22 protein-coding genes are annotated in these 23010 nt (G+C 76.1%); 13 read left to right on the plus strand and 9 right to left on the minus strand.

Annotated features, from left to right (window positions below; all coding sequences use genetic code 11):
* Window positions 1-26: 26 nt before the first annotated feature.
* The gene (locus tag ACI796_RS18020; RefSeq protein WP_456942595.1) at window positions 27-1103 is read right to left on the minus strand and encodes an alkene reductase; all 1077 of its coding nucleotides are present in this window, start codon (window positions 1101-1103) and stop codon (window positions 27-29) included.
* A 98-nt stretch (window positions 1104-1201) separates the two neighbouring features.
* Here ACI796_RS18020 and ACI796_RS18025 point away from each other — a divergent pair, with 98 nt between their 5' ends.
* From ACI796_RS18025 to ACI796_RS18035, 3 genes are all read left to right on the plus strand, one after another.
* Complete coding sequence (locus ACI796_RS18025) at window positions 1202-2068, plus strand: hypothetical protein (RefSeq protein WP_456942596.1); 867 nt, start codon at window positions 1202-1204, stop codon at window positions 2066-2068.
* Window positions 2065-3219, plus strand: coding sequence for an acyl-CoA dehydrogenase family protein (locus tag ACI796_RS18030; RefSeq protein WP_456942597.1), 1155 nt, complete (start codon window positions 2065-2067; stop codon window positions 3217-3219). The genes ACI796_RS18025 and ACI796_RS18030 overlap by 4 nt, the downstream gene beginning before the upstream one ends.
* A 75-nt stretch (window positions 3220-3294) precedes the next feature.
* Entirely contained in the window at window positions 3295-3828 is a 534-nt protein-coding gene (locus tag ACI796_RS18035) for a DUF4240 domain-containing protein (protein WP_456942598.1), read from the plus strand.
* 92 nt (window positions 3829-3920) lie between these two features.
* Here the strand turns inward: ACI796_RS18035 and ACI796_RS18040 are convergent, their stop codons facing one another.
* Together ACI796_RS18040 and ACI796_RS18045 are read right to left on the minus strand one after the other, a co-directional pair.
* On the minus strand, window positions 3921-4703 hold the full coding sequence (locus ACI796_RS18040; RefSeq protein ID WP_456942599.1) for a hypothetical protein: 783 nt from the start codon (window positions 4701-4703) through the stop codon (window positions 3921-3923).
* A gap of 25 nt (window positions 4704-4728) precedes the next feature.
* Window positions 4729-5604: an ABC transporter ATP-binding protein gene (locus ACI796_RS18045; protein WP_456942600.1), complete on the minus strand. Its 876-nt coding sequence runs from the start codon at window positions 5602-5604 to the stop codon at window positions 4729-4731.
* Between the two features lie 182 nt (window positions 5605-5786).
* Between ACI796_RS18045 and ACI796_RS18050 the strand changes: the two genes are divergently transcribed.
* The gene (locus tag ACI796_RS18050) at window positions 5787-6932 is read left to right on the plus strand and encodes a sensor histidine kinase (RefSeq protein ID WP_456942601.1); all 1146 of its coding nucleotides are present in this window, start codon (window positions 5787-5789) and stop codon (window positions 6930-6932) included.
* The gene (locus ACI796_RS18055; protein ID WP_456942602.1) at window positions 6929-7603 is read left to right on the plus strand and encodes a response regulator transcription factor; all 675 of its coding nucleotides are present in this window, start codon (window positions 6929-6931) and stop codon (window positions 7601-7603) included. Before ACI796_RS18050 ends, ACI796_RS18055 begins: the two co-directional genes overlap by 4 nt.
* 10 nt (window positions 7604-7613) lie before the next feature.
* On the opposite strand, the gene ACI796_RS18060 is transcribed toward ACI796_RS18055, so the two are convergent.
* Window positions 7614-8363, minus strand: a complete 750-nt coding sequence (locus tag ACI796_RS18060) for a thioesterase family protein (protein WP_456942603.1) — start codon at window positions 8361-8363, stop codon at window positions 7614-7616.
* 71 nt (window positions 8364-8434) lie between these two features.
* Window positions 8435-9070 carry a dihydrofolate reductase family protein gene (locus ACI796_RS18065; RefSeq protein ID WP_456942604.1) on the minus strand — a complete coding sequence of 212 codons (636 nt, stop codon included), beginning with the start codon at window positions 9068-9070 and terminating at the stop codon, window positions 8435-8437.
* Between the two features lie 151 nt (window positions 9071-9221).
* On the opposite strand from ACI796_RS18065, the gene ACI796_RS18070 reads away from it, so the two are divergent.
* A complete protein-coding gene (locus ACI796_RS18070) occupies window positions 9222-10421 on the plus strand; it encodes an EAL domain-containing protein (RefSeq protein WP_456942605.1) in 1200 nt (399 codons plus the stop codon).
* A 3-nt stretch (window positions 10422-10424) separates the two neighbouring features.
* On the opposite strand, the gene ACI796_RS18075 is transcribed toward ACI796_RS18070, so the two are convergent.
* The gene (locus ACI796_RS18075) at window positions 10425-10979 is read right to left on the minus strand and encodes a GNAT family N-acetyltransferase (RefSeq protein ID WP_456942606.1); all 555 of its coding nucleotides are present in this window, start codon (window positions 10977-10979) and stop codon (window positions 10425-10427) included.
* 228 nt (window positions 10980-11207) lie between these two features.
* Here ACI796_RS18075 and ACI796_RS18080 point away from each other — a divergent pair, with 228 nt between their 5' ends.
* The 3 genes from ACI796_RS18080 to ACI796_RS18090 are packed head-to-tail and all read left to right on the plus strand — an operon-like array spanning window position 11208 to window position 14091.
* On the plus strand, window positions 11208-12074 hold the full coding sequence (locus tag ACI796_RS18080) for a diguanylate cyclase domain-containing protein (protein ID WP_456942607.1): 867 nt from the start codon (window positions 11208-11210) through the stop codon (window positions 12072-12074).
* Window positions 12075-12119: 45 nt separating this feature from the next.
* Entirely contained in the window at window positions 12120-12950 is an 831-nt protein-coding gene (locus ACI796_RS18085; RefSeq protein WP_456942608.1) for an SDR family oxidoreductase, read from the plus strand.
* A 55-nt stretch (window positions 12951-13005) separates the two neighbouring features.
* A complete protein-coding gene (locus ACI796_RS18090; RefSeq protein ID WP_456942609.1) occupies window positions 13006-14091 on the plus strand; it encodes a winged helix DNA-binding domain-containing protein in 1086 nt (361 codons plus the stop codon).
* Window positions 14092-14113: 22 nt separating this feature from the next.
* Here the strand turns inward: ACI796_RS18090 and ACI796_RS18095 are convergent, their stop codons facing one another.
* Window positions 14114-15961: an ABC transporter ATP-binding protein gene (locus tag ACI796_RS18095; protein ID WP_456942610.1), complete on the minus strand. Its 1848-nt coding sequence runs from the start codon at window positions 15959-15961 to the stop codon at window positions 14114-14116.
* 63 nt (window positions 15962-16024) lie between these two features.
* On the opposite strand from ACI796_RS18095, the gene ACI796_RS18100 reads away from it, so the two are divergent.
* Both ACI796_RS18100 and ACI796_RS18105 read left to right on the plus strand, forming a co-directional pair.
* A complete protein-coding gene (locus ACI796_RS18100) occupies window positions 16025-16438 on the plus strand; it encodes a MarR family winged helix-turn-helix transcriptional regulator (protein WP_456942611.1) in 414 nt (137 codons plus the stop codon).
* Between the two features lie 56 nt (window positions 16439-16494).
* Window positions 16495-16923 (plus strand): DUF1707 SHOCT-like domain-containing protein, encoded by a 429-nt coding sequence (locus ACI796_RS18105; protein ID WP_456942612.1) that lies wholly within the window; start codon window positions 16495-16497, stop codon window positions 16921-16923.
* On the opposite strand, the gene ACI796_RS18110 is transcribed toward ACI796_RS18105, so the two are convergent.
* Both ACI796_RS18110 and ACI796_RS18115 read right to left on the minus strand, forming a co-directional pair.
* On the minus strand, window positions 16920-17780 hold the full coding sequence (locus tag ACI796_RS18110; RefSeq protein WP_456942613.1) for a GGDEF domain-containing protein: 861 nt from the start codon (window positions 17778-17780) through the stop codon (window positions 16920-16922). The genes ACI796_RS18105 and ACI796_RS18110 overlap by 4 nt on opposite strands.
* A gap of 165 nt (window positions 17781-17945) precedes the next feature.
* Window positions 17946-18728, minus strand: a complete 783-nt coding sequence (locus tag ACI796_RS18115) for a hypothetical protein (protein WP_456942614.1) — start codon at window positions 18726-18728, stop codon at window positions 17946-17948.
* A 532-nt stretch (window positions 18729-19260) separates the two neighbouring features.
* Between ACI796_RS18115 and ACI796_RS18120 the strand changes: the two genes are divergently transcribed.
* Both ACI796_RS18120 and ACI796_RS18125 read left to right on the plus strand, forming a co-directional pair.
* Window positions 19261-21330, plus strand: coding sequence for a hydantoinase/oxoprolinase family protein (locus ACI796_RS18120; protein ID WP_456942615.1), 2070 nt, complete (start codon window positions 19261-19263; stop codon window positions 21328-21330).
* A partial coding sequence (locus tag ACI796_RS18125) for a hydantoinase B/oxoprolinase family protein (protein WP_456942616.1) occupies window positions 21330-23010 on the plus strand: 1681 nt, incomplete at its 3' end. The genes ACI796_RS18120 and ACI796_RS18125, both read left to right, overlap by 1 nt.

A 23010-nucleotide genomic window follows, 5' to 3' on the forward strand; every position in this document is an offset into this window, starting at 1 on the left:
CAGGAGCGGAGGGGGCTCCCGGCGTCTCAGCTCGCGCGCAGGGTCGGGTAGTCGGTGTAGCCCTCGGCGCCGGACGCGTAGAACAGGTGCGGCCGGATCTCGTTCTCCGGGTGCTCGCCGGCCCAGCGCTCGACCAGGTCGGGGTTGGCGATCGCCGCGCGGCCCACGGCGACGACGTCGGCGTGCGCGGCCTCGATGAGCGCGACCGCCTCGTCGCGGGTGGTGACCGAGCCGAAGCCGCTGTTGGCCATCAGGTGGCCGCCGAAGCGGCGGCGCAGCTCCTGGACCAGGTCGCCGGCCGGCTCGCGGTGCAGCACGGAGAGGTAGGCCAGGCCCAGCGGGCGCAGCCGGTCGACCAGCGTGCCGTAGGTGGCGCGCACGTCCTCGTGGTCGGTCTCGAGGGCGTCCTGGATGTCGTGCTCGGGAGAGATGCGCAGGCCCACGCGGCCGGCGCCGATCGCCTCGGACACCGCGGTGACGACCTCGACGACCAGGCGGGCGCGGTTCTCCGGGGAGCCGCCGTACTCGTCGTCGCGGACGTTGGACGCCGGCGACAGGAACTCGTGCAGCAGGTAGCCGTTGGCGCCGTGGATCTCCACGCCGTCGAGGCCGGCCTCGACGGCGCGCTCGGCGGCGCGGACGAAGTCGCGGACGACCTCGCGGACCTCGTCGGTGGTCAGCGCGTGCGGCACCGGGTAGGGCTGCTTGCCCTTCTCGGTGTGGCCGGCGCCGTCGATGGCGATGGCGCTGGGGGCGACGACGCGGCGGCCGCCGTTGACGTCGGGGTGGGTGACGCGGCCGCCGTGCATCACCTGCATCACGATCCGGCCGCCGCGGGCGTGCACGGCCTCCGCGACGCGACGCCAGCCGGCCACCTGCTCGTCGGTGACGATGCCGGGCTGGCCGACGAACGCCTGGCCCTCGTGGGTCGGGTAGGTGCCCTCGGTGACGATCAGGCCGATGCCGGCGCGCTGCGCGTAGTGCTCGACGACGAGGTCGCCGGGGACGCCGGCCTTGCCGGAGCGCATGCGGGTCAGCGGCGCCATGGCGACGCGGTTGGCGAGCTCGAGGTCGCCGAGCTTCACGGGAGAGAACAGGTCCACGGGTGTTCCGACACCGTCCGGCGCCGGGCCATTCCGGGATGCGGGCGGCGTCACAGGCGGCGCTGTGCCCCTGGCCGGCGACCCGGCACGATGGCGCCGTGTCCCTCCTGTCCGACGCCGTCGCGGGCTGGTCCCCGGGCCCGCTGACCGACGCCGCGCCGGTCGCGGCCGGGCCCGCGGCCGCGTTCGCCGCCGTCCTCGACCGGCCCGCCCCGCCCCTGGCCGACGGCGACCCGCTGCCGCCGGGTTGGCACTGGTTCACCTTCCTCGACCGGCCGGCCACCGCCGACCTCGGCGACGACGGCCACCCCCGTGACGGGCACTTCCTCCCGCCGCTCCCCCACCGGCGCCGGATGATCGCCGGCGGGCGGATGGAGGTCTCCGCGCCGCTGCGGGTGGGCGCCGTGGTCGAGCGGACGTCGTCGCTGGCGCGCTGCGAGGTCAAGGCCGGCCGGAGCGGGGAGATGCTGCTGGTCACCGTGCGCAGCGAGTACCGCGAGGGCGGCGCGCTGCTGGTCACCGAGGAGCAGGACGTCGTCTACCGCTCCCAGCCGGCCGGCGCGTCCCCCGCCCCGGCCGGTGCCGGCTCCCCTGCCGGCGACGGCGACGGCCCGGTCGTCGAGGTGCTGCCCGACCCGCCGCTGCTGTTCCGGTTCAGCGCGCTGACCTACAACGCGCACCGCATCCACTACGACCAGCCGTACGTGACCCAGGTCGAGGGTCACCCCGGCCTCGTGGTGCACGGGCCGCTGCTCGCCCTGCTGCTGCTCGAGGTGCCCCGCCGGTCCGCCCCGGACCGGCCCGTCACGTCGTTCACCCACCGGCTGACCCGGCCGGCCTACGCGGGCACGCCGGTGCGGGCGACCGGCCGGCTCGACGGCGACCGGTTCACCCTCTCCGCGGCGGCGGTGGGGCAGCCGGCGTCGGCCACCGGGACCGCGGCGCTCGCGGAGACCGCCCGGTGACCACGCTGAGCCCGGAGGAGCGCGACGTCGTCGCCACCGTGCGCGCCTTCGTCGACCGCGAGGTCCGGCCGGTGGCGCGCGAGCTGGAGCACGCGGACACCTACCCCGGGGCGCTGATCGAGCGGATGAAGCAGCTCGGCGTCTTCGGCCTGGCGGTCCCCGAGCCGTGGGGCGAGGCGCCGGTCTCCATGCCCTGCTACGCGCTGGTCACCGCGGAGCTCGCGCGCGGCTGGATGTCGCTGGCCGGGGCCATGGGCGGGCACACCGTCGTCGCGAAGCTGCTGCTGGCGTTCGGGACGCGGGAGCAGCAGGACCGCTGGCTGCCGCGGATGGCCACCGGCGAGGTGCGCGCGACGATGGCGCTCACCGAGCCCGGCGGCGGGTCGGACCTGCAGGCGATGCGGACCGTCGCGCGGCGGGACGGCGAGGGCTGGGTCGTCGACGGCGCGAAGACGTGGATCACCAACGCGCGCCGGTCGCAGCTGGTCGCGCTGCTGTGCAAGACCGACCCGCAGGCGCAGCCGCGGCACCGCGGGGTGTCGGTGCTGCTGGTGGAGCACGGGCCCGGGCTGACGGTCTCGCGGGACCTGCCCAAACTCGGCTACAAGGGCGTGGAGAGCTGCGAGCTGGTCTTCGACGGGTACCGGGCGCCGGCCGACGCCGTCCTCGGCGGGGTGGAGGGCCGCGGGTTCGCGCAGATGATGACCGGGCTGGAGACCGGCCGGATCCAGGTGGCCGCGCGGGCGCTCGGCGTCGGACAGGCGGCCTTCGACGACGCGCTGCGCTACGCCCAGGAGCGGGAGAGCTTCGGGAAGCCGATCTGGCGGCACCAGGCGGTGGGCGCCCTGCTCGCCGACATGGCCACCTCGCTCACCGCCGCCCGGCAGCTGGTCCTGTACGCGGCCGAGCGCCACGGGTCGGGACAGCGGTCGGACATGGAGGCCGGGATGGCCAAGCTGTTCGCCTCCGAGACGGCGATGAAGGTCGCGCTGGACGCCATCCGGGTGCACGGCGGGCACGGCTACTCGACCGAGTTCGACGTCGAGCGCTACTTCCGCGACGCGCCGCTGATGATCGTCGGCGAGGGCACCAACGAGATCCAGCGCGACGTCATCGCCCGCCAGCTCGTCGCCCGAGGCGGGCTGGACTGAACCGGCGGTTCGCTGGATCGTCCGCCGGCCGCGTCCCTACCGGGACCACGGCCACCCCGGCCGTACGGTCCCGGTATGGACCTCGACACCTTCTGGACCGTGATCGAGCGGAGCCGGCCCGCACCCGGGTCCGACGACCCGGTCGCCTCCCAGGTGGAGGCGCTCACCGAGGAGCTGTCCGCCCGCGGGACGGAGGACGTCGTCGCCTTCGCGCGGCACCTGCACGACCAGGTCGAGCGGGCCAACGAGTGGCGGGTGTGGGCCGCCGGGTACGTCGCCGCCGGCGGCATGAGCGACGACGCCTTCCTCGACTTCCGCGTCTGGCTGGTCGCCCAGGGCAGAGAGGCGTTCGAGCGGGTCCTCGCCGACCCCGACGCCCTGGCCGACCTGGAGTGGGACGAGGACGGCGAGGTCTTCAGCGAGGCCGAGTCACTGGCCTACGCCCCGGCCGACGTGCTCGAGGAGGCCGGCGTCGACACCGAGGACCTCGACGAGGACCTGGCCGTCGGCTCCTCCGACGACCCCCGCGGCGAGCCGTTCCCCGAGGACGACGACGCCTGGTTCGCGGCGCGCCTGCCCCGCCTGTCGGCCCGCGCGTCCGGCGACTGACGCGGGGACGCCGGCGCGGACCGGCGGCCCCGGCCGGAGCCGGGACCGCCGGGGACGGGGCAGGGACGGGATGGGGCCGGGTCCCGCCGGGATCAGGCGACCGCGCGGCGGCGGGTGACCACGGCTCCGGCGACCACGCTCACCACGACCCACCCGGTCAGCACGAGCACCGGCCGGGTCGGCGCCGGACCCATCGCCAGTGCCACCACTGCGTCGGCCGGGTCCAGCCTCGTCCCGATCTCCGGCTCGAAGTTCCGCACCAGGGGCAGGACCCCGAGGACGACGAGGTAGAACGAGGTCAGCGTCGCCGGGGTGTTGGCCAGCGCGGCCCCGACGCCGGCGCCGGTCACCGCGAACACCGCTCCGGCGGCCACGACCACCCCAAGCGCGCGCCCGGCGCCCTCCCACGACGCGCCGTCGACGAGGACCGCCAGGACGCCCGCGGTCAGCGCCGCGGACAGCGCGGCCAGTGCCGCCCCGAGCAGGGCGACGGCGACCGCCTTGGCGGCCAGAACCCGGCCGCGGCGCGGGACGAGCAGGTAGGTGGTCTGCACCGTCCGGTGGCTCCACTCCCCCGCGGTGGACAGCGCGCCGAGCGCCACCAGCACCAGGCCGGTGAGCACCCCCATGACGCCGATGGGGCCGGTGACCGAGGCCAGGCCCTCCTCGCTGGCCGCGGCGACGACCGCGGTCGCAGCCGGGGCCAGCAGCACCGAGGCCGCAGCCAGCGAGCGGCCCGAGCGGGTGGACAGGGACTTGCGGAGCTCGATGCCGACCAGCGCGGTGGGAGAGGGCGCCCCGGCGCGGACCGGCGGACGGGTGCCCGCGGGGGTAGCTCCGGGGGCGGGGACGACGGGGGGCAGGACGGTGGCCATGGCGGTCTCCAGGGAGGAGGGAGGGTCAGGAGGCGGTGGTGAGCTGGAAGAACAGGTCCTCGATGCCGCGGCGGACCGGGCGCAGGTCGGTGAGGACGTGGCCGCCGGCCGCGGCGATCGCGCCGACCGCGCCGGGCTCGGCGCCGGGCACGACCAGCGCGCCGTCGGGCCCGTGTTGCACGTGGAACCCCGCGGCCTCGAGCGCCCGGGTCAGCGCGGCGGGATCGGCGGCCCGCACGGAGGTCCCCTCGCTGCCGAGCAGGTCGCCCACCGGGCCGTCGGCCACGATCCGCCCGGCGCCGATGACCAGTAGCCGGTCGACGGTCGACTCGACCTCGCCGAGCAGGTGCGAGGACAGGAGCACCGTCCCGCCGCGGGCCGCGTGGCCGCGCAGCAGGTCGCGCATCCAGCGGATGCCCTCCGGGTCCAGGCCGTTCGCCGGCTCGTCGAAGACCAGCACCGGCGGGTCGGCCAGCAGCGCCCCGGCGATGCCGAGCCGCTGCCGCATGCCGAGGGAGTAGCCGCCGACCCGGCGCCGGGCGGCCGGGGTGAGCCCGACGAGCTCGAGCACCTCGTCGACCCGCGCCGCCGGCACGCCGACCGCCGAGGCCACGAGCCGCAGGTGCGTCCGACCGGTGCGCCCGGGGTGGACCGCGGAGGCGTCGAGCAGCGTCCCGACGACGGCGGCCGGGTTCGGCAGGCCGGCGTAGGGACGGCCGTCGATGCGGGTGGTCCCCGCGGTGGCCGGGACCAGCCCGGTCATCATCCGCATGGTCGTGCTCTTGCCGGCGCCGTTGGGCCCGAGGAACCCGGTCACGGTGCCGGGCTCGAGCGTGAAGGACACGTCCTCGACGACGGTCCGGGAGCCGTACTGCTTGGTCAGTCCGCTGACCTCGATCATCGCTGCCTCCGGGGAGTCGCTGCTGTCGACGACGAACCTGCCGGGCCGGGCCCGCTCCCCGCGTCGGCCGGAGGCAGCCGATCGGGGTCCACGGACGGCGCGGCCGTGTCATCCGAAAGGTGATCCGGTCCGCGCCGGACGGGCGACCCGCCGGCGCACCGGCCGGACATACGCTCCGCCCCGTGGGGATCCGGGAGCGCGTCTGGCCCGGCCTGCGCGCGAGCAGCGTCGGGTTCGAGGCGCTGGTCGCGCTGGCGAGCGCGGCCACCGTGACGGTCGGCGTCGTCACCCCGGAGGCCCGCCTGGCGCCGGACGCCGTCCTCGTCGCCGGCGGCGTGCTGCTGGTGCTGACCCTGTTCCTCTTCCGGCGGTCAGCGCCCGTGGTGCCCTTCATCGTCAGCGCCGCCCTCACGGCGCTGGTCCCGGCGCTGTCGGTCGGCCTGCTGCTCACCGCCTACGCGGTGGGCCGCTACGACGGCCGGTGGCCGGTGCGCATCGTCGCCGGCGTGCTCGGGGCGGTCGCGCTCGTCCAGCCCTGGACCATCGGCACCGCGAACGAGGCGGTGGGCGCCCTCGGCGGCGTGGCCCTCGCCCTGGTGCTGCCTGCGGCGCTCGGGATCTGGCAGCGGACCCGCGCCCAGCTGCTCGCGGCCCTGCGCGAGCGGGCGGTGCGGGCCGAGGCCGAGCGGGAGCGGCTGGCACACGACGCCGTCGTGACCGAGCGGACGCGGATCGCGCGGGAGATGCACGACGCCGTCGGGCACCGGGTGAGCCTCATGGTGCTGCAGGCCGGCGCCATCGAGGTGGCCGCCGGCGACCGGCCGCGGGTGGAGCAGCTGGCCGGGCAGGTGCAGACCGCCGGGCGGCAGGCACTGGAGGAGCTGCGTCAGATGGTCGGGGTGCTGCGGGCCGGGGAGCTCGACGAGGCCGCGCCGCTGGGTCCCCAGCCGGAGCTGGCCGACCTGCCGAGGCTGGTGGGGTCCGCCCGCGAGGCCGGGATGACCGTCGCCTGGACCGGCCCGGCCGAGGGGGCCGCACCGGTCGACCCCGTCGTCGGCCGGGCGGCGTACCGCATCGTGCAGGAGGCCCTGACCAACGCGGGCAGGCACGCCCCCGGCGCGGCGGTCCGGGTGACCGTGGAGCGGCGGCCCGGCGAGCTGCACGTGCGGGTCGTCAACGGCCCGCCCGCCCGCACCCCGGACGCCGTCCCCGGGGGCGGCTTCGGCCTCGTCGGCGTGGCCGAGCGGGTGCGCACGCTGGGTGGGCGGCTGACCGCGGAACCGCGGCTGGACGGCGGTTTCGGCGTCGAGGCGGTGCTGCCCACGTGAGCGGGGACGGGCGCCGGATCCGGGTGCTGCTGGTCGACGACGAGGAGCTGGTCCGCTTCGGCCTGCGCACCGTGCTGGAGGCGGCCGGCGACGTGGAGGTCGTCGGCGAGGCCGGCGACGGCGCGGCCGGGGTGGCCGCCGCGCGGGAGCTGCGGCCCGACGTCGTGCTCACCGACGTCCGCATGTCCGGGATGGACGGGCTGGCCGCCACCCGCGCGATCCTCGCCCTGCCCGACCCGCCGCAGGTCGCCGTCCTGACCACCTTCCACGTCGACGAGTACGTGTACGCGGCGCTGGCCGCGGGCGCGGCCGGGTTCCTGCTCAAGGACACGCCGCCGCGCGAGATCGCCGCCGCCGTCCGGGCGGTGGCCGACGGGACGGCGACGCTCTCCCCCGCCGTGACCGCCGGCCTGATCGCCTCCTACGTGGACAGCCGGGCGACCCCGCGCCGGGCCGAGGCGCTGCAGCGGGTGGCCACGCTGTCGGACCGCGAGCGCGAGGTGCTCACCCTGCTCGGCAGCGGCGGCTCCAACGCCGAGCTGGCCGGCCGGCTGTTCGTCAGCGAGGCCACCGTGAAGACCTACGTCTCCCGGCTGCTCACCAAGCTGGACCTCACCAACCGCACGCAGGCCGCGATCCTCGCCCACGAGGCCGGCCTGCTCGAGGGCTGACCGGCCCCGCTCAGCGGGTGAGCAGGCGCCGGGTCTGGCGGGCCCGGGCGACCAGGGAGCCGTCGACGGCACGCAGCTCGGCGTCGTCGACCGCCACGTCGGCGTCGGCCCAGGTGGTGACCTGGTCGATCCGCACCCACGCGCCGGTCTCCGGCGGCGGGCCGGCCAGGTGCGCGGTGAGCTCGACGGTCGGCATCACCGCCGGCGTGCTGCGGACGGCGAACAGCGCCGGCGGCAGCGCGTCGAGCAGCACGCCGAGCTGGACCAGCGGCTCGAGGTCGCCGTCGATGCGGACCCACGCCGACAGCCGCGGCTCGGGCCCGCCGGCCAGCGGCCGCGAGGCGCCGAGCGCGCGGATCTCGGTGTGGTCGGCGATGGGCACGAGCTCCCGCGGCAGCCGGAACGGCACGCCCTCGCGCACGGTCGGCCCGGGCGCCGGCGGCGCGCTCTCGGAGACCGGCGAGGCGGGGCGGGCCAGCGTGAGCACCTGGGCGACGGCGAGCACCCGGCCCTGCTGGCTCATCGTGGCCCGCACGCTGCCGGTCGTCCCGGCCCGGTCGGGGACGGCGTCGACCGACGTCTCCACGCCCGGCTCGACCCCGGCGAGCAGGTGGGCGGTGACCGCCCGCGGCGCGGCGCCGGTGCGGTCCGCGGCCGCGGCCATCAGGTGCCCGGCGACCAGGCCGCCCTGCACGTGCGTGAACGACCGCCAGCCGGGGTCGAAGACGAGCGGCGACGCCTCGAGAGCGATGGCGGTCACGGGGTCCTCCTCCCGTCCCGGTTGGACTGTCCAACCGGGACGGGAGGACCGTACACCCGTCGGTACGGATGTCAAACCGTCGTGTCGGCGTCCTCCAGCGCGAACGAGCCGGTGGTCACCTCGCCCGTGCGCCGGTGGGCGGTCATCACCGCGCCGGTCGAGGTCGTCGTCGAGGACACCAGCTCCCAGGTGCGCGGCGCGGCGCCGCCCTCGAACAGCCGCTTGCCCCGGCCGAGGACCACCGGGAAGACGATGGTGCGCAGCTCGTCGACCAGGTCCTCGGCCAGCAGCGTCTGCACGAGCCCGATCGAGCCGTGCACCTGCAGCTCGCCGCCGTCGGCGGCCTTGAGCTCCCGGACGGCGGCCGGCACGTCGGCGCCGAGCAGCCGGGCGGTGGACCACTCCAGCGAGGTCAGCGTCCGGGACGCCACGTGCTTGGTCTTGGTCTGCAGCGCCTGGGCCACCGGGTCGCCGGTGGCGTCCACGTGCGGCCAGTGCGCGGCGAAGATCTCGTAGGTCGTCCGGCCCAGGAGGAAGTCCTCGGCCGGCCGGAACCAGGCGTCCATCTGCTCCCCCATCGCCTCGTCGGCGAAGGGCACCAGCCAGCCGCCGTAGGGGAAGCCGCCGGACGGGTCCTCCTGCGGCCCGCCGGGGGCCTGGGCGACGCCGTCGAGGGTCAGGAACGTGGTGACGGTGAGCGGGCGCATCGGTCTCTCCTCCGAGGGGGTGCGGTCGGAGGTGGAGACGGCGGACGGCGCCGGGACTCATCGGTCCGGGTGAGCCGGGCCCGGTCCACTCCAGTTGCGCGCAACCGGTGTCGAAGAGAGCTCGTCATCCCTTCCGGACGAGGAGCACCCCATGGCCCGACAGCGCACCGACGCCGAGCAGCAGATCGCCGACCTGCTGCGGACGGCGCGCACGTCGCTGCACATGAGCGTGGCGTTCCTCAGCCGCCTGGACGGCACCACCCAGCACCTGGAGGTGGTCGACACCCGCGTGCCGGTGCTCGTGCGGGAGAAGGCGGAGGTCGCCCGGGACACCTCGTTCTGCCAGGCGATCCTCGACGGCAAGCTGCCCGCCGTCATCGACGACGTGAAGCGGTACCCGCTGGCGATGTCCCTGCCCTCGGCGCGCATCCCCCGCATCCGCAGCTACGTCTCGACGCCGGTCACGCTCTCCGACGGCAGCCTCTACGGCACCTTCTGCGCCTTCGGCTTCACCTCGGACAAGGAGCTCACCCGCCGCGACGAGGCGCTGATGCAGGTCCTCGCGTCGGCGGCGTCGGTGATCGTCGAGCCCGAGCTGCGCGAGCAGCAGCGCCGCGACGACATCGCCGGCCGGCTCGACCCGCTGGTCGCCGCGGGCGGCCCGAGCGTCGTCCTGCAGCCGATCGTCGACCTGGCCACCGGCGTCCGCGTCGGCGCCGAGGCGCTCAGCCGCTTCCCGCGCGAGTGGGGCAAGGGCCCCGACGTGGTGTTCGAGGAGGCGCACAGCGTCGGCCGCGGCGCCGAGGTGGAGCTGCTCGCCCTGCGCGGCGCGGCGGCGCACCTGGACCGCGTCGGCGGCTACGTCGCGATGAACGTGTCCCCGCAGACCCTGCTCACCCCAGGGTTCGCCGCGCTGCTGCACGAGCTGCCGCTGGACCGCGTCGTGCTCGAGCTCTCCGAGCACGACCCGGTCGAGGACTACGACGCGCTCGGCACCGCGCTGGCGCCCTTCCGTGCCGCCGGCATGCGGCTGGCCATCGACGACGTCGGCGCCGGCTTCTCCTCGCTCCGGCACATCGTCGTGACCGGTCCCGACGTCATCAAGGTGGACCGCAGCATCGTCAGCGGCCTGGACGCCGACCCGGTGCTGTCCAAGCTGGTCGAGTCGCTGGTGACCTTCGGGCACGGCTGCGGCGTGACGGTGGTCGCCGAGGGCATCGAGACCGCGGGCGAGGCGGCCCGGCTGCGCGACCTCGGCGTCGACCTCGGCCAGGGCTGGTACCACGGCCGCCCCGGCCCGCCGGAGGCGCTGTCCCCCGTGACGCCGCCGGTGGCCCTGCCCGCCGCCTGACCCTCAGGCGCCGGGCGGCCGGCGCCGCAGGTAGACGACGTGGTCCGGCGGGTCGACCGGGTCGTCCGGCGTGAGCGGCCCCTCGGCCACCCGGGTGAACCCGGCCCGCTCCAGTGCCCGCCAGGACGCGACGTTCCCGGCGGCCACCGGCACCAGGACGGCGTCGGCCTCCGGGTACGCGGCCCAGCTCTCCGCCACGAACGCGGCCAGCATCGCCGTCCCCGCTCCCCCGCCGCGGACGTCGGGCTCGCCGACCAGGTAGTCGATCGACAGCGCCCGCGGCGGCACGTCGACCACCGGCGCGAGCTCCTCGGCGTACTCGGGGAAGTCGGCGATCCGGTACCGCTGCACGAGCCCGAACGGCCGGCCGCCGGTCAGCGCGAGCAGCACCTCGCCGGGGTCGGTGCCGTCGATGCTCGGCCCGAAGTCGGCCTCCAGCGCCTCCGGCGTCGTCTCGTGCGCCCACCAGCGGGCCACCAGCGGCTCCTCGAGCCAGCGGCCCAGCAGCGGCAGGTCCGCGCGGGTCAGCGGGCGGAACGCGACCGGCCCGTCCAGCACCCCGCCACGCTAGCGGCGCGCCCCTACGCCGGGGCCGGCCGCGCGCGCCACCCGGGCCCACCCGACGGGGGGAGGCGCCCTCGAGGACCGGCCCGGCGGTGCCGATGCAGAGGAGGTCAGCAGCCACCCCGAGGAGCTCCGGTGCACGCACCCCGACGGCCGTCCCCGGCCGGGACCCCCGACCGGCCGGCCGGCCCCCGCGCCGCGGGACCCGGTGCCACCGTGTCGGTGACACCCACCGCCCTCGACGGCCTGGCCCGCGCGGCGGTGCAGGCGACGGCGGCCCTCGTGCTCGTCTGCGACGGCGACGGGCGGGTCCTGCTGGCCAACCCCGCCCTCGAGCGCTTCACCGGCCGCAGCGCCGCCGAGCTCGTCGGCGTCCCGTTCTGGCACGTCGTGACCCTCCCCGAGGAGGTCGAGCTGGCCCGCGCCGCGTTGGCGATGGTCCTGTCCGGCCGGCCGGCGATCCCCGGCGAGGTCGACTGGCGCACCGGCGACGGCCGGCAGCGCCGCGTCGAGCTGCAGACCAGCGTGCTGGCCCGCGACGACGGCACCCCCTACGCCGTCGCCTTCATCGGCATCGACGTCACCGCGCACCGCGAGCGCGAGGCGCAGGTGCGGCGGCAGGCGGTCACCGACCCGCTGACCGGCCTGGCCAACCGCAGCGCGCTGTTCGCCGTCCTCGCCGCCCGGCTCGACGTCGAGACCGGCGACGGGTGCAGCCTGGTCTTCTGCGACCTCGACGGCTTCAAGGCGGTCAACGACCGCTTCGGGCACGCGGCCGGCGACCGGCTGCTGGTCGCCGTCGCGGGGCGGCTGCGGGCGCTGGCCGGGCCGGACGACGTCGTCGCGCGCCTCGGTGGCGACGAGTTCGTCGTCGTCTCTCGGGGCATCGACCCCGGCGGGGCCGCCGCGCGGGCGCGCCGGATCGAGGAGGCGCTGCACGAGCCGTTCGACGTCACCGACGACGAGGTCCGGGTGGGTGCGAGCACCGGGACGGCGACCGGCGGCCCCGGCGACGACCCCGACACCGTCGTGAACCGCGCCGACATGGCCATGTACGGCGTCAAGAGCGTCCGCCGCGCCCGGCGCTGACCCCGGGCGGGGAACACCCCGCCCCGCGGCGGCGCTGCCGTCGGCATGCCCAAGACCTGGTTCATCACCGGCGCGTCCCGCGGCTTCGGCCGCGAGTGGGCGATCGCCGCCCTCGAGCGCGGCGACACCGTGGCCGCCACCGCCCGCGACACCGCCACCCTCGACGACCTCGTCGAGCGCTTCGGCGACGCCGTCCTGCCGCTGCGGCTCGACGTCACCGACCGCGAGGCCGACGTCGCCGCCGTGCAGCAGGCCGCCGAGCGGTTCGGCCGGCTCGACGTCGTCGTGAACAACGCCGGCTACGGCCAGTTCGGGATGGTCGAGGAGGTCTCCGAGGCCGAGGCCCGCGCCCAGTTCGAGACCAACGTGTTCGGCGCGCTGTGGATCACCCAGGCCGCGCTGCCGGTCATGCGGGCGCAGGGCTCGGGCCACGTGCTGCAGGTGTCCTCCATCGGCGGGATCAGCGCCTTCCCGAACATCGGGATCTACAACGCGTCCAAGTGGGCGCTCGAGGCGTTCAGCCAGTCGCTGGCCGCCGAGGTCGCCGACTTCGGGATCCGGGTGACGATCATCGAGCCCGGCGCGTACGGCACCGACTGGGGCGGCTCGTCGGCGAGGCACGCCGAGCCGAACCCGGCCTACGACGCCTTCCGGGAGAAGGCCGCCGAGCAGCGGAAGGCCCGCGCCGGCAACCCCGGCGACCCCGTGGCCACCCGCGACGCCGTCCTGCAGCTCGTGGACGCCGACGAGCCGCCGCTGCGGGTGTTCCTCGGCGACGGCCCCCTGGCCATCGCCACCCGCGACTACGAGTCCCGGCTGGCCGAGTGGCGCCGGTGGGAGCCGCTGTCGGTCGCCGCGCAGGGCCGGCGCGACTGACCGCCCCGGCCGGGGACGCCGCCCGGCGTCCCCGGCCGGGCCTAGGGTCCCGGGCGTGCAGACCGCGTCCGCCCGCGACGTCCTCGCCTTCCGCGTCGCCGCCCAGCAGCTGGACCGCGACGCCGGAACCGTCGCCGGCACGGCCGTCCTCGACCTCGGCGTCCAGGACACCGGTCCCGACGGCGGGCTGTGGGCGCTGGCGATCCGCGGCGTCGTCCCCGGGGACGGCGAGCTGGCCACCGCGTGGACGCTGCGCGGCGCCCCGCACCTGTACCGCCGCGCCGACCTGCCCGCCGTCGCCGCGGCCACCGCGCCGTTCTCCGAGGCCGACGCGGCCAAGCGGGTCTTCGACGCCGCGAAGCCGCTGAAGGCCGCGGGCATCCCGGTGCTCACCGCGCTGGACACCATCGCCGCGCGGATGCGGGAGATCGTCACCGTGCCGACGGTCAAGGGCGAGATGTCGCGGCGGCTGTCGGACGTGATGGAGGAGCCCTACAACCGGTTCTGCCGCCCCTGCGACGCGGTGCACCTCTACGAGCAGCCGTTCCGCCTGGCCGCGCTGCACGCGGGGCTGGAGCTGCAGCCGGGCACCTCCCCGCCGGTGCTGCAGCCGGTGCCGGGGTTCGCGCCGGCGGAGACCGTCCCCGGCCGGCTCGACGTCGTCCGGGCGTACCTGCACCTGCTCGGCCCGGCCACGCCGCAGCACGTCGCCGGCTACCTGGACGCGCCGGTGGAGGACGTGAAGGAGCGCTGGCCCGAGGACGCCGTCGAGGTGGAGGTCGACGGGCAGCGACGCTGGGTGCTGGCCGACGACGCCGGCCGGCTCGGCGCCCCGGCCCCCGCGGGAGTCCGCCTGCTGGGCCCGTTCGACCTGTTCCTGCAGGCCCGCGACCGGGAGACGCTCGCCCCCGACGCCGCCCGTCGCAAGGAGCTGTGGCCGGTGCTCGGCCGGCCGGGCGCGGTGCTCGCGGACGGCGGGATCGCCGGCGCCTGGCGGCCGCGCAAGGCGGGGTCGTCGCTGACCGTCGCCGTCGAGCCGTGGGCGCCGCTCTCCCGCGCCGTCCGGTCCGCGGTGGAGGAGCAGGCCGAGCGGCTGGCCGCCTTCCGCGGCGCCCGCCTGAAGGCCGTGGAGCTCGCGTGAGCGCCTTCCTAGCGCTGTCGGCTCACGCAGCGAGCAGGTCCCCCGCGTCGTCGCCGGCGGCGACCAGCTCCGCGTAGCGGCCGCCGCGGGCCACCAGCTCCGCGTGCGTGCCGGACTCCACCACCCGGCCGGCGTCGAGGACGACGATCCGGTCGGCGTGCCGCACCGTGGACAGCCGGTGCGCGATGGTGATCGTCGTCCGGCCGCGGCGGGCCTCGTCGAGCGCCGCCTGCACCGCGCGCTCGGTCGCGGTGTCCAGCGCGCTCGTGGCCTCGTCGAGCACCAGCACCCGCGGGTCGCGCAGCAGCGTGCGGGCGATGGCCAGCCGCTGCTTCTCCCCGCCGGAGAACCGGTGACCGCGGGCGCCGACGACGGTGTCGTAGCCGTCGGGCAGCGCGGCGATGACCTCGTGCACCTGGGCGCGGCGGGCGGCGGCCTCGATCTCCGCGTCGGTGGCGTCGGGCCGGGCGTGCCGCAGGTTCTCCCGCACGGTGGCGTGCAGCAGGTAGGTCTCCTGCGCGACGACGCCGACCACCTGCGCGAGCGTGGCCAGCCGCAGGTCGCGCAGGTCGAGGCCGTCGATCGTCACGCGGCCGGCGGTCGGGTCGGCCAGCCGGGCGACCAGCGAGGCCATCGTCGACTTGCCCGAGCCGGTCTCCCCCACCAGCGCCAGCGTCGTGCCCGCGGGGACGGCGACGTCGACCCCGCGCAGCGCCGGGCGGGCGCCGTCGGGGTAGGTGAAGTCCACGCCCTCCCAGCGGACCTCGCCGCGCACCGCCGCCGGGTCCAGCTCGACCGGGGACTCCGGGTCGTCGATCTCCACCGGCAGGTCCAGGTACTCGAAGACCCGGCTGAACAGCGCCATCGAGCTGGTGACCGAGACGCCGACGTCGAGCAGGCCCATCAGCGGGCGGAACAGCGTCCCCTGCAGCGCGGTGAAGGCGACGAGCGTGCCGATGGTCATGCCGCCCGAGGTCGCCGGCAGCCCGGCGAACAGGTAGATCAGCGCGGGGATGCCGGCGAACACGACGCTCATCGAGGCCATCCGCCACCGCCCGGCCAGCTGCGAGCGCACCTCGAGGCCGACCAGGTCCTCCGACGTCGCGGCGAACCGGCGCGAGGCGGCCGGGCCGGCGCCGAGGGTCTTGCCCAGCAGCACGCCGCTCACCGACAGCCCCTCCTCCACCTGGCCGTGCAGGTCGGCGAGGTGCCGCTGCCGCTGGGCGGTGACCGCGCGGCGCATCCGCGCCACCTTGCGGGTCAGCGCGATCGCCGGCGGCAGGACGACCAGGGAGAGCAGCGACAGCCGCCAGGACAGCGCCACCATGGCGGCCACCGTGCCGACAACGGTCGTCGCGTTGGACGCCAGCGAGGTCGCCGTCGAGGTGACCACCGACTGCATGCCGCCGATGTCGTGGGTGAGCCGCGACTGGACCTCGCCGCCGCGGGTCCGGGTGAAGAAGCCCAGCGACTGGCGCTGCAGGTGCGCGAACACCGCCGTCCGCAGGCCGTGCATGACCCGCTGGCCGACCGTCGTCGACTGCCAGGTCTGCACCACGCCGAGGACGGCGGTCACGCCGGTGACGGCGACCATGCCGGCGACCGCCCAGACCAGCAGCGGCACGTCCTGCCGGGGCAGGGCCTCGTCGATGACCAGCCGGACGAGGAACGGCGTCGCCAGCGCGACGACCGAGGAGGCGACGATGAGCGCCACCACGGTCCCGACCTGCCAGCGGTACGGGCGGAACAGCGCCGCGACCCGGCGCAGGGAGACCGGCGCGCGCTCCAGCTGCGCCCGGTCCGCGGGGTCGACGGCCCGCCCGGGCCCGCCCCTCCCTCGACCACTCCCCATCTCGTCGATGGCGACCACCTCCGTGGTTGCTGAGGCTACCTCACGTTCTGGTAACCACACCACTGCCGGTAGCATTCCCCCGTGGACGACGAGGGCGCCGAGCTCGGCGAGCTGGTGATGCGCGCCGCCCGCACCCAGCGCCGGCGCTGGCGGGACGTCCTGGCGCCGTGGGCGCTGTCGCCCCACCAGGTCCGCGCCCTGCGCGTGGTGGTCCTGCAGGAGGGCGTGCGGCTGTCCGACCTGGCCGAGGCGCTGCACATCGCGCCCCGCTCGGCGACCGAGGTGGCCGACGCGCTGCAGGAGCGCGGCCTGCTGGAGCGCACCCCGGACCCGACCGACCGCCGGGCCGTGCTGCTGCGGGGGACCGCCGAGGGACGCCGGGTGCAGGCCGAGGTGGACGCCGCCCGCCGCGCCGACACCCGCGAGTTGTTCGCCCGGTTGTCCACCGCCGAGCGCGCCGAGCTGGCCCGCCTGCTGCGCGCCGTCGCGGACTGAACCGTCCACCGCTCGACGGACCCCGACGGGGGTCCGGCGGTGCCACGATCAGGCGCATGGGCGAGCCGGTGCGGGCCGAGGAACTGCGGGTCTCCGACGTCGAGCGGAGGGCGGTGCAGGACCGGCTGCACCGGGCGGTCGGCGCCGGCCAGCTCGACCTGCACGAGTTCGACGAACGGGTGACGGCGGCCTGGGCAGCCCGCACCCGCGGCGAGCTGGAGCGGGTCACCCGCGACCTGCCCGAGCCGCCACCCCCGCCGCCCCCGGCGCCGCGGCACCGGGTCTTCTCCGACACCGACGGCGGGACGGCGATGCGCGTGCTCACCACCGTGTGGGCCGCCGCGGTCGCGGTCAACGTCGTCGTCTGGCTGCTGGTCTCCCTCGGCAGCGGCGACGCGGCCTACCCGTGGTTCATCTGGTTCGCCCCGTCCGGCGCGGTCCTCGCCGTCCTCTACGCCACCGGGATCGGCCGGCCGCGCCGTTAGCGCTCCCAGCGGCGGCGCTGGCGGGTCTTGGCGCCGTACATCGCGCGGTCGGCCCGGGCGATCACCTCGTCCGGCGCGGCCCCGGGCCGCCCCACGGCACCGCCGACGCTGACGCCGACCACCACCGGGCCGGCCGCCGTGGGCACCGGCGCGCCGACCCGCTCGCGCACGGCGGCGGCGAGGTCGGCGAGCTCGGCCTCGTCGCGGCCGGGGCACAGGACCACGAACTCGTCCCCGCCGAACCGGCCGACGACCCCGTCGGACCCCGCCTCCGCGCGGAACCGGGCGGCGACCTCGACCAGCACCGCGTCGCCGACGGCGTGCCCGTGCACGTCGTTGACCACCTTGAACCCGTCGAGGTCGCAGAACAGGACACCGCAGTCGCGGCCGGCCGCCGGGTCCAGGCAGTGGGCCAGCTCCTCGAAGAGCGCGCCCCGGTTGAGGATCCCGGTGAGCCGGTCGGTGCGCGCCCGCTCCGACAGCACCGCCTCCCGCCGCCGCTGGTCGGTCACGTCGATCCCCACGCACGCGACCGCGTAGGGGCGGCCGTCGGCGCCGGTGAGCACGTTGTTCTGCATCGAGATCAGGCGCCGGGACCCGTCGGCGGTCAGCCAGGCGCCCTCCTGCGGGTGGGCGCGGCCGGTGGCGATCGCCCGCTCCACCGCGTCCCGCGCGAGCTCGCGGTGCTCGGGGACCACCCAGACGTCCCAGAAGAGGGTGCCGACCAGGCCGTCGGCCGGGCGCCCGGTGAACCGCTGCAGCGCCGGGTTGGCCAGCAGGACGCGCCCGTCGGCGTCCACGACGCAGACGAGGGCGTCGGTGCCCTCCACGAACTCGTGTGCCAGCCGGCCGTCCACCCGGGCGCTACCGGACCCCGGGGGAGCCGTCCCCGCAGCTGCCGTGCACTCCGGGTCCCCTCCCTCCCCGTGCGGGCGGGACCGCGTGCCCCGCGCAGGCGATCACAGCACGCCGGGACGACAGCCGTCGATCTCGGCGGCCCCGGACCGTCCGGTATCGCTGCCTCACCGGAGCACCCACAGGCCCTCGCCCCGCTCCCCGCACCACCCGACGGCGACGGCGCCGGCCGCGGTGAGCCGCAGGTGGTCGAGGCCGGCCTCCCCGGGACAGAGCGGCCCCGAGTCGGTCGCCTCCCCCGCGGCCAGGTCGACGGTCACCAGCACCGGCACCAGGACGTCGGAGGACCCGAGCAGGTGCGCCCGGCCGGCCGCCTCGTCGACGGCCAGCGCGTCCCGGTCCGGTGCCCACCCGGTCTCGGCCAGCACCGTCGGCTCGGGATCGCCCGGCGCGAGCGCGAGCAGCCGCGTGGTGTCGCTGCGCTCCTCCCGGACGGCGAGCAGCAGCGTGCCGTCGGGGCGCACCTGCCGGTCGACGACCTCCGCGCTGACCGTCGACAGCGGCACCCGCGGGCCGACCGACTCCCCCGCGCCCGTGGTGAACCGGACCCACGGGATCCGCCAGTCGTGGCCCGGTGAGTCGCCCGGCGGCGCCGCCTGGGTCGCGACGCCGGACAGCACCCGCAGGTCCGCGACCGGCGTCGGGTGCCCCCGCAGGTCCTCCCCGGGCGGGTCCTCGGCCAGCACGGCGCCGGTGTCGGCGTCCAGGACGGCGTCGGCCTCCTGCCCCTCGCCCTCGCTGAACCGCGCGACGCAGGCCCCCTCGGCGTCGCACTCCACCTCGGTCCACGACACCAGCGCGGAGTCCTGGAAGGGCCACTCCCAGGCCAGCGGGAGCCGGGTGACCTCGCCGCTCCCCGGGTCGAAGCGCAGCAGCACCAGCTCGGGCACGCCCGCGTCGGTGCCGCTGTCGTCGGCGAGCTGGGCCAGCAGCAGCGCGTCGCCGTCGGGCGCCAGCGCCAGGCCGGCGGTGAGGGGGTTCGTCGTCCGCGGCCAGTCCCCGCCCTCGGGGGAAGGCCACCGGCTCCCCCGGTCCGCCGGCCGTGACCGGGTACGCGAGCAGCACGTCGGCCGGCCGGGGCAGCGGGTCGCGCTCGACGTCGAACGGGCGGTCGCCGAGCACCCAGACGGCGGCGTCGTCGCCGGCGACGTGGTCGGCCTCGAACTCCCCGTCCACGGCGTCGTGGAACAGCGCGCCGTCGGTCACGCCCGTGTAGGGCCCCGGCGGCACCGGTCCCCCCGCGTCGTCGGGCCAGCCGGTCCCGCAGGCGGACAGCAGGACGAGCCCGGCGGACAGGGTCGCGGCGCGCAGGAGGGGTCGGGTCACGCCCCGACCGTCGCCACCGCGGCTTGCGGGCGGCTCGGGTGCGACTCGAGGCGCGTCCCTTCCCGCCCAGATCCCTCAGCGCTAAGGTATCGGCCCATGGCAGCGGCGCGCCGGGTCCGGATCGGGATCGACACCGGGGGCACGTTCACCGACGTCGTCGCCGTCGACGAGGAGACCGGACGGACGACGACGACCAAGACGCCGTCCACCCCGGCCGACCCCGCCGAGGGCTTCCTCGCCGGCGTCCGCAAGGTGCTCGGCCTCCTGGACCTCGACGGCTCCGCGGTCACCGCGGTCAGCCACGGGACGACGGTCGCCACCAACCAGCTGCTCGAGGGCAAGCTCGACCGGATCGGGTTCGTCACCACCGAGGGCTACGAGTCGGTGCTCGAGATCGCCCGCCAGTCGGTGCCCGACGGCTACGGCAACAGCTACTTCTGGGTCAAGCCGCCGCGGATCGTCCCGGCCGACCTGGTGCGCACCGTGCGCGGGCGGCTGGACCACACCGGCACCGAGGTCCGGCCCTTCGACCGCGACGACGCCGTCGCCGCCGCCCGCTTCTTCCGCGACGCCGGCATCACCACGATCGGCGTCTGCTTCCTGCACTCCTACGCCGACGACGCGCACGAACGGGCCATGCTCGAGGTGCTGCGCGAGGAGCACCCGGACGCCGTCGTGTCGATCAGCTCGCAGGTGCTGCGCGAGTACCGCGAGTACGAGCGCTCGGTGACCACGCTCGTCGACGCCGCCGTGAAGCCGAAGGTCGGCGCCTACGTCACCAACATCCGCACCCGCCTCGACGAGATCGCGCCGGGCGTGCCCTTCTACGTCATGAAGAGCAACGGCGGCGTGCTGTCGGCCGGCGAGGTCGTGCACCAGCCGATCACCACGATGCTCTCCGGCCCTGCGGCCGGCGCCCTGGGCGCCGCGCTGATCGCCGGGACGGCGGGCTTCGACCGCGTGCTCACCTGCGACGGCGGCGGCACCTCCACCGACGTCACGGTGGTCATCGACGGCGAGCCCGCGCTGACCACCGAGGGCTCGGTCGGCGACTACCCGTCGAAGATCCCGATGATCGACGTCGTCACCGTGGGCGCCGGCGGCGGCTCGATCGCCTGGTTGTCGCCCGAGGGCACGCTCAAGGTCGGCCCGAGGTCGGCCGGCGCCGACCCCGGCCCGATGTGCTATCCCGACGGCGGCGACCAGCCGACGGTGACCGACGCCCACGTCGTCCTCGGCCGGATCCCCCCGCACCTGCTCGGCGGCGAGATCCCGCTGTCGGTCGACGCCGCGCGCGAGGGCCTCCAGCAGCTCGGGGCGAAGCTCGACATGGACCTCGAGCGCACCGCGACCGGCATCCTGGAGATCTCCGCCTGGAACCAGGCCAACGCGCTGCGCCAGGTGACGGTCGCCCGGGGCCTCGACGTCCGCGACTTCACGCTCACCACGTTCGGCGGCTCGGGCTCGCTGCTGGCCTGCCGGCTGATGGACATCCTCACCCTGCCCCGCACGCTGGTGCCGCCGAACCCGGGCAACGTCAGCGCGTTCGGGCTGCTCACCGTCGACGTCCGCAACGACTACGTGCAGACCGTCGTCTCCCGGCACCTCGACCTCGACCTGGGGCGCGTGCAGTCGGTGTTCGGCGACCTCGAGGCGCAGGCGCAGACCGCCCTCGACGGCGAGGGCTTCGGGCGCGACCAGCAGCGGATGCAGCGGACCGCCGACCTGCGCTACGTGGGCCAGGCGTTCGAGGTGCGCGTCCCGGTGGCCGACGGCGGGCTCGACCGCGCCGCCGCGGAGGACGTCGCGCAGGCCTTCCACGCCGCGCACCGCCGGCTCTACGGCTACGACTTCGCCGACGACCCGCGCCAGGCCGTCGAGTGGGTCAACCTGCGGGTCAGCGGCATCGGGCCGATCCGCCGCCCGGACGTCGTGCGGCTGCCCGAGCGGGACGGCGGGACGGACCGGGCCGTCACGGGCTCCCGCCGGGTCTTCTTCGACGACTGGGTGGACACCCCGACCTACGACCGCACCCGGCTGGGCGCCGGTGACGTGGTCAGCGGTCCGGCGGTCATCGAGGAGTTCGGCTCCACCGTCCCGGTGCACCCCGGCTTCGCCGCCACGGTCGACGCCCACGGCAACCTGCTGCTCACCAAGGAGTCCTGATGACCCTGACGAACGGCAAGGTCGAGGCGGACCCGGTCCTCGTCGAGATCGTCGCCGGCACGCTGGCCGCGATCGAGAAGGAGGTCGAGACCTCCATCGGGCGCACCTCCCGGTCGCCGATGATCCGCGACGCGCACGACTTCCGTGCCGGCATCCACGACCGGCAGCTGCGCAAGCTCACCGGCCGCTCGTACTCGGCGCTCGTGCACCCGGTGGTGCGCGACTACCCGATCGAGACCATGAACGTGGGCGACGTCTTCTTCCACAACGACGTCTACCTGTCCGAGGGCGGGATCGGCCACCTGCCCGACCTGTGCGTGACGGTGCCCGTGTTCGCCGCCTCCCCGGAGACCGGCGAGCCGGAGGTCGTGGCCTTCATCCAGGCGTTCGGCCACCACGACGACATCGGCGGCGCGGTGCCCGGGTCCATGCCGAGCGCGGCCACCAGCGTGTACGAGGAGGGCCTGATGGTCCCCCCGATCAAGCTGTGGGACCGCGGCGTGCCCAACGAGTCGGCGCTGAAGATCATGACCCGCAACTCCCGGATGCCCGACTCGCTGGCCGCCGACCTCGACGCCGAGTGCTCCGCGTGCCTGGCCGGCGCCCGGCGCCTGGGCGAGCTGTTCGACCGGTACGGCGTGCCCGCCGTCGAGGCGTGCTTCGACGCGATCCTGGCCAACTCCACCGAGGTCTACCGGCGGGAGATCCTGTCGCAGATCCCCGACGGCACCTACGTCTGGGAGGACTACGCCGAGCACGACGGCGTCGAGGAGCCCCAGCTCCACCGCCAGCGGATCACGCTGACCATGGACTCCTCGAGGGAGACCCCGCTGGTCATCGACTTCACCGGCACCGGCCCGCAGGCGAAGGGCCCGATCAACCACTGCGGCGACTACGCCGACGGCAACTTCCTCAAGAAGTGGCTGGCGCCGATCCTGCGCAACCTGGCCGAGACGCCCGAGCGGATGGCCGAGCTCGACGTCAACGAGGGCGTCGTCCCGCTCATCGAGATGCGCTTCCCGGAGAAGGGCACGCTGCTCACGCCGGTCTTCCCGGCGCCCACCAACGCCCGCACGTTCGTCATCCTGCGGCTGCTCGGCGTGCTGGCCGGCGTGCTGGCCAAGGCCACCGGCGGCCGGATGCCCGCCGACCAGGAGACGATCCGCTACACCGGCGTCTACGGCACCGACCTCGACGGCAACCCCTACCTCATGCGCGAGGTGCTCGGCGGCGGCTCGGGCGGGCGGTACTACGCCGACGGCGAGGACACCATCCACGTCGTCCCGGACTCGCGGAACCTGCCCACCGAGTTCACCGAGTCCCGCTTCCCGCTGCGCGTCGAGCGGCTGGGCCTGGCCCTGGACTCCGGCGGGCCGGGCCGCTACCGCGGCGGCTGCGGCTACGAGAAGCACATACGGGTGCTGCGCGACGCGCACTTCATGTCGATCGCCGACCGCTCGATCCTGTCCTGCTGGGGCGTCAAGGGCGGGAAGGCCGGGCGGCCGTTCCAGGTCACCGTCGACCCCGGCGGCCCGGACGAGCACGACGTCGACGCGCTCGCCGACGCCGAGCCGCTGCCGGCCGGCACCGGGGGGGGGGGGGGGGGCGGCGGGGGGGGGGGGGGGGGGGGGGGGGGGGGGCGGGCGGGGGGGGGGGGGCGGGGCGCCGGCGGCGGGCGGC

It is taken from the genome of Geodermatophilus sp. SYSU D00525, from assembly GCF_054050475.1.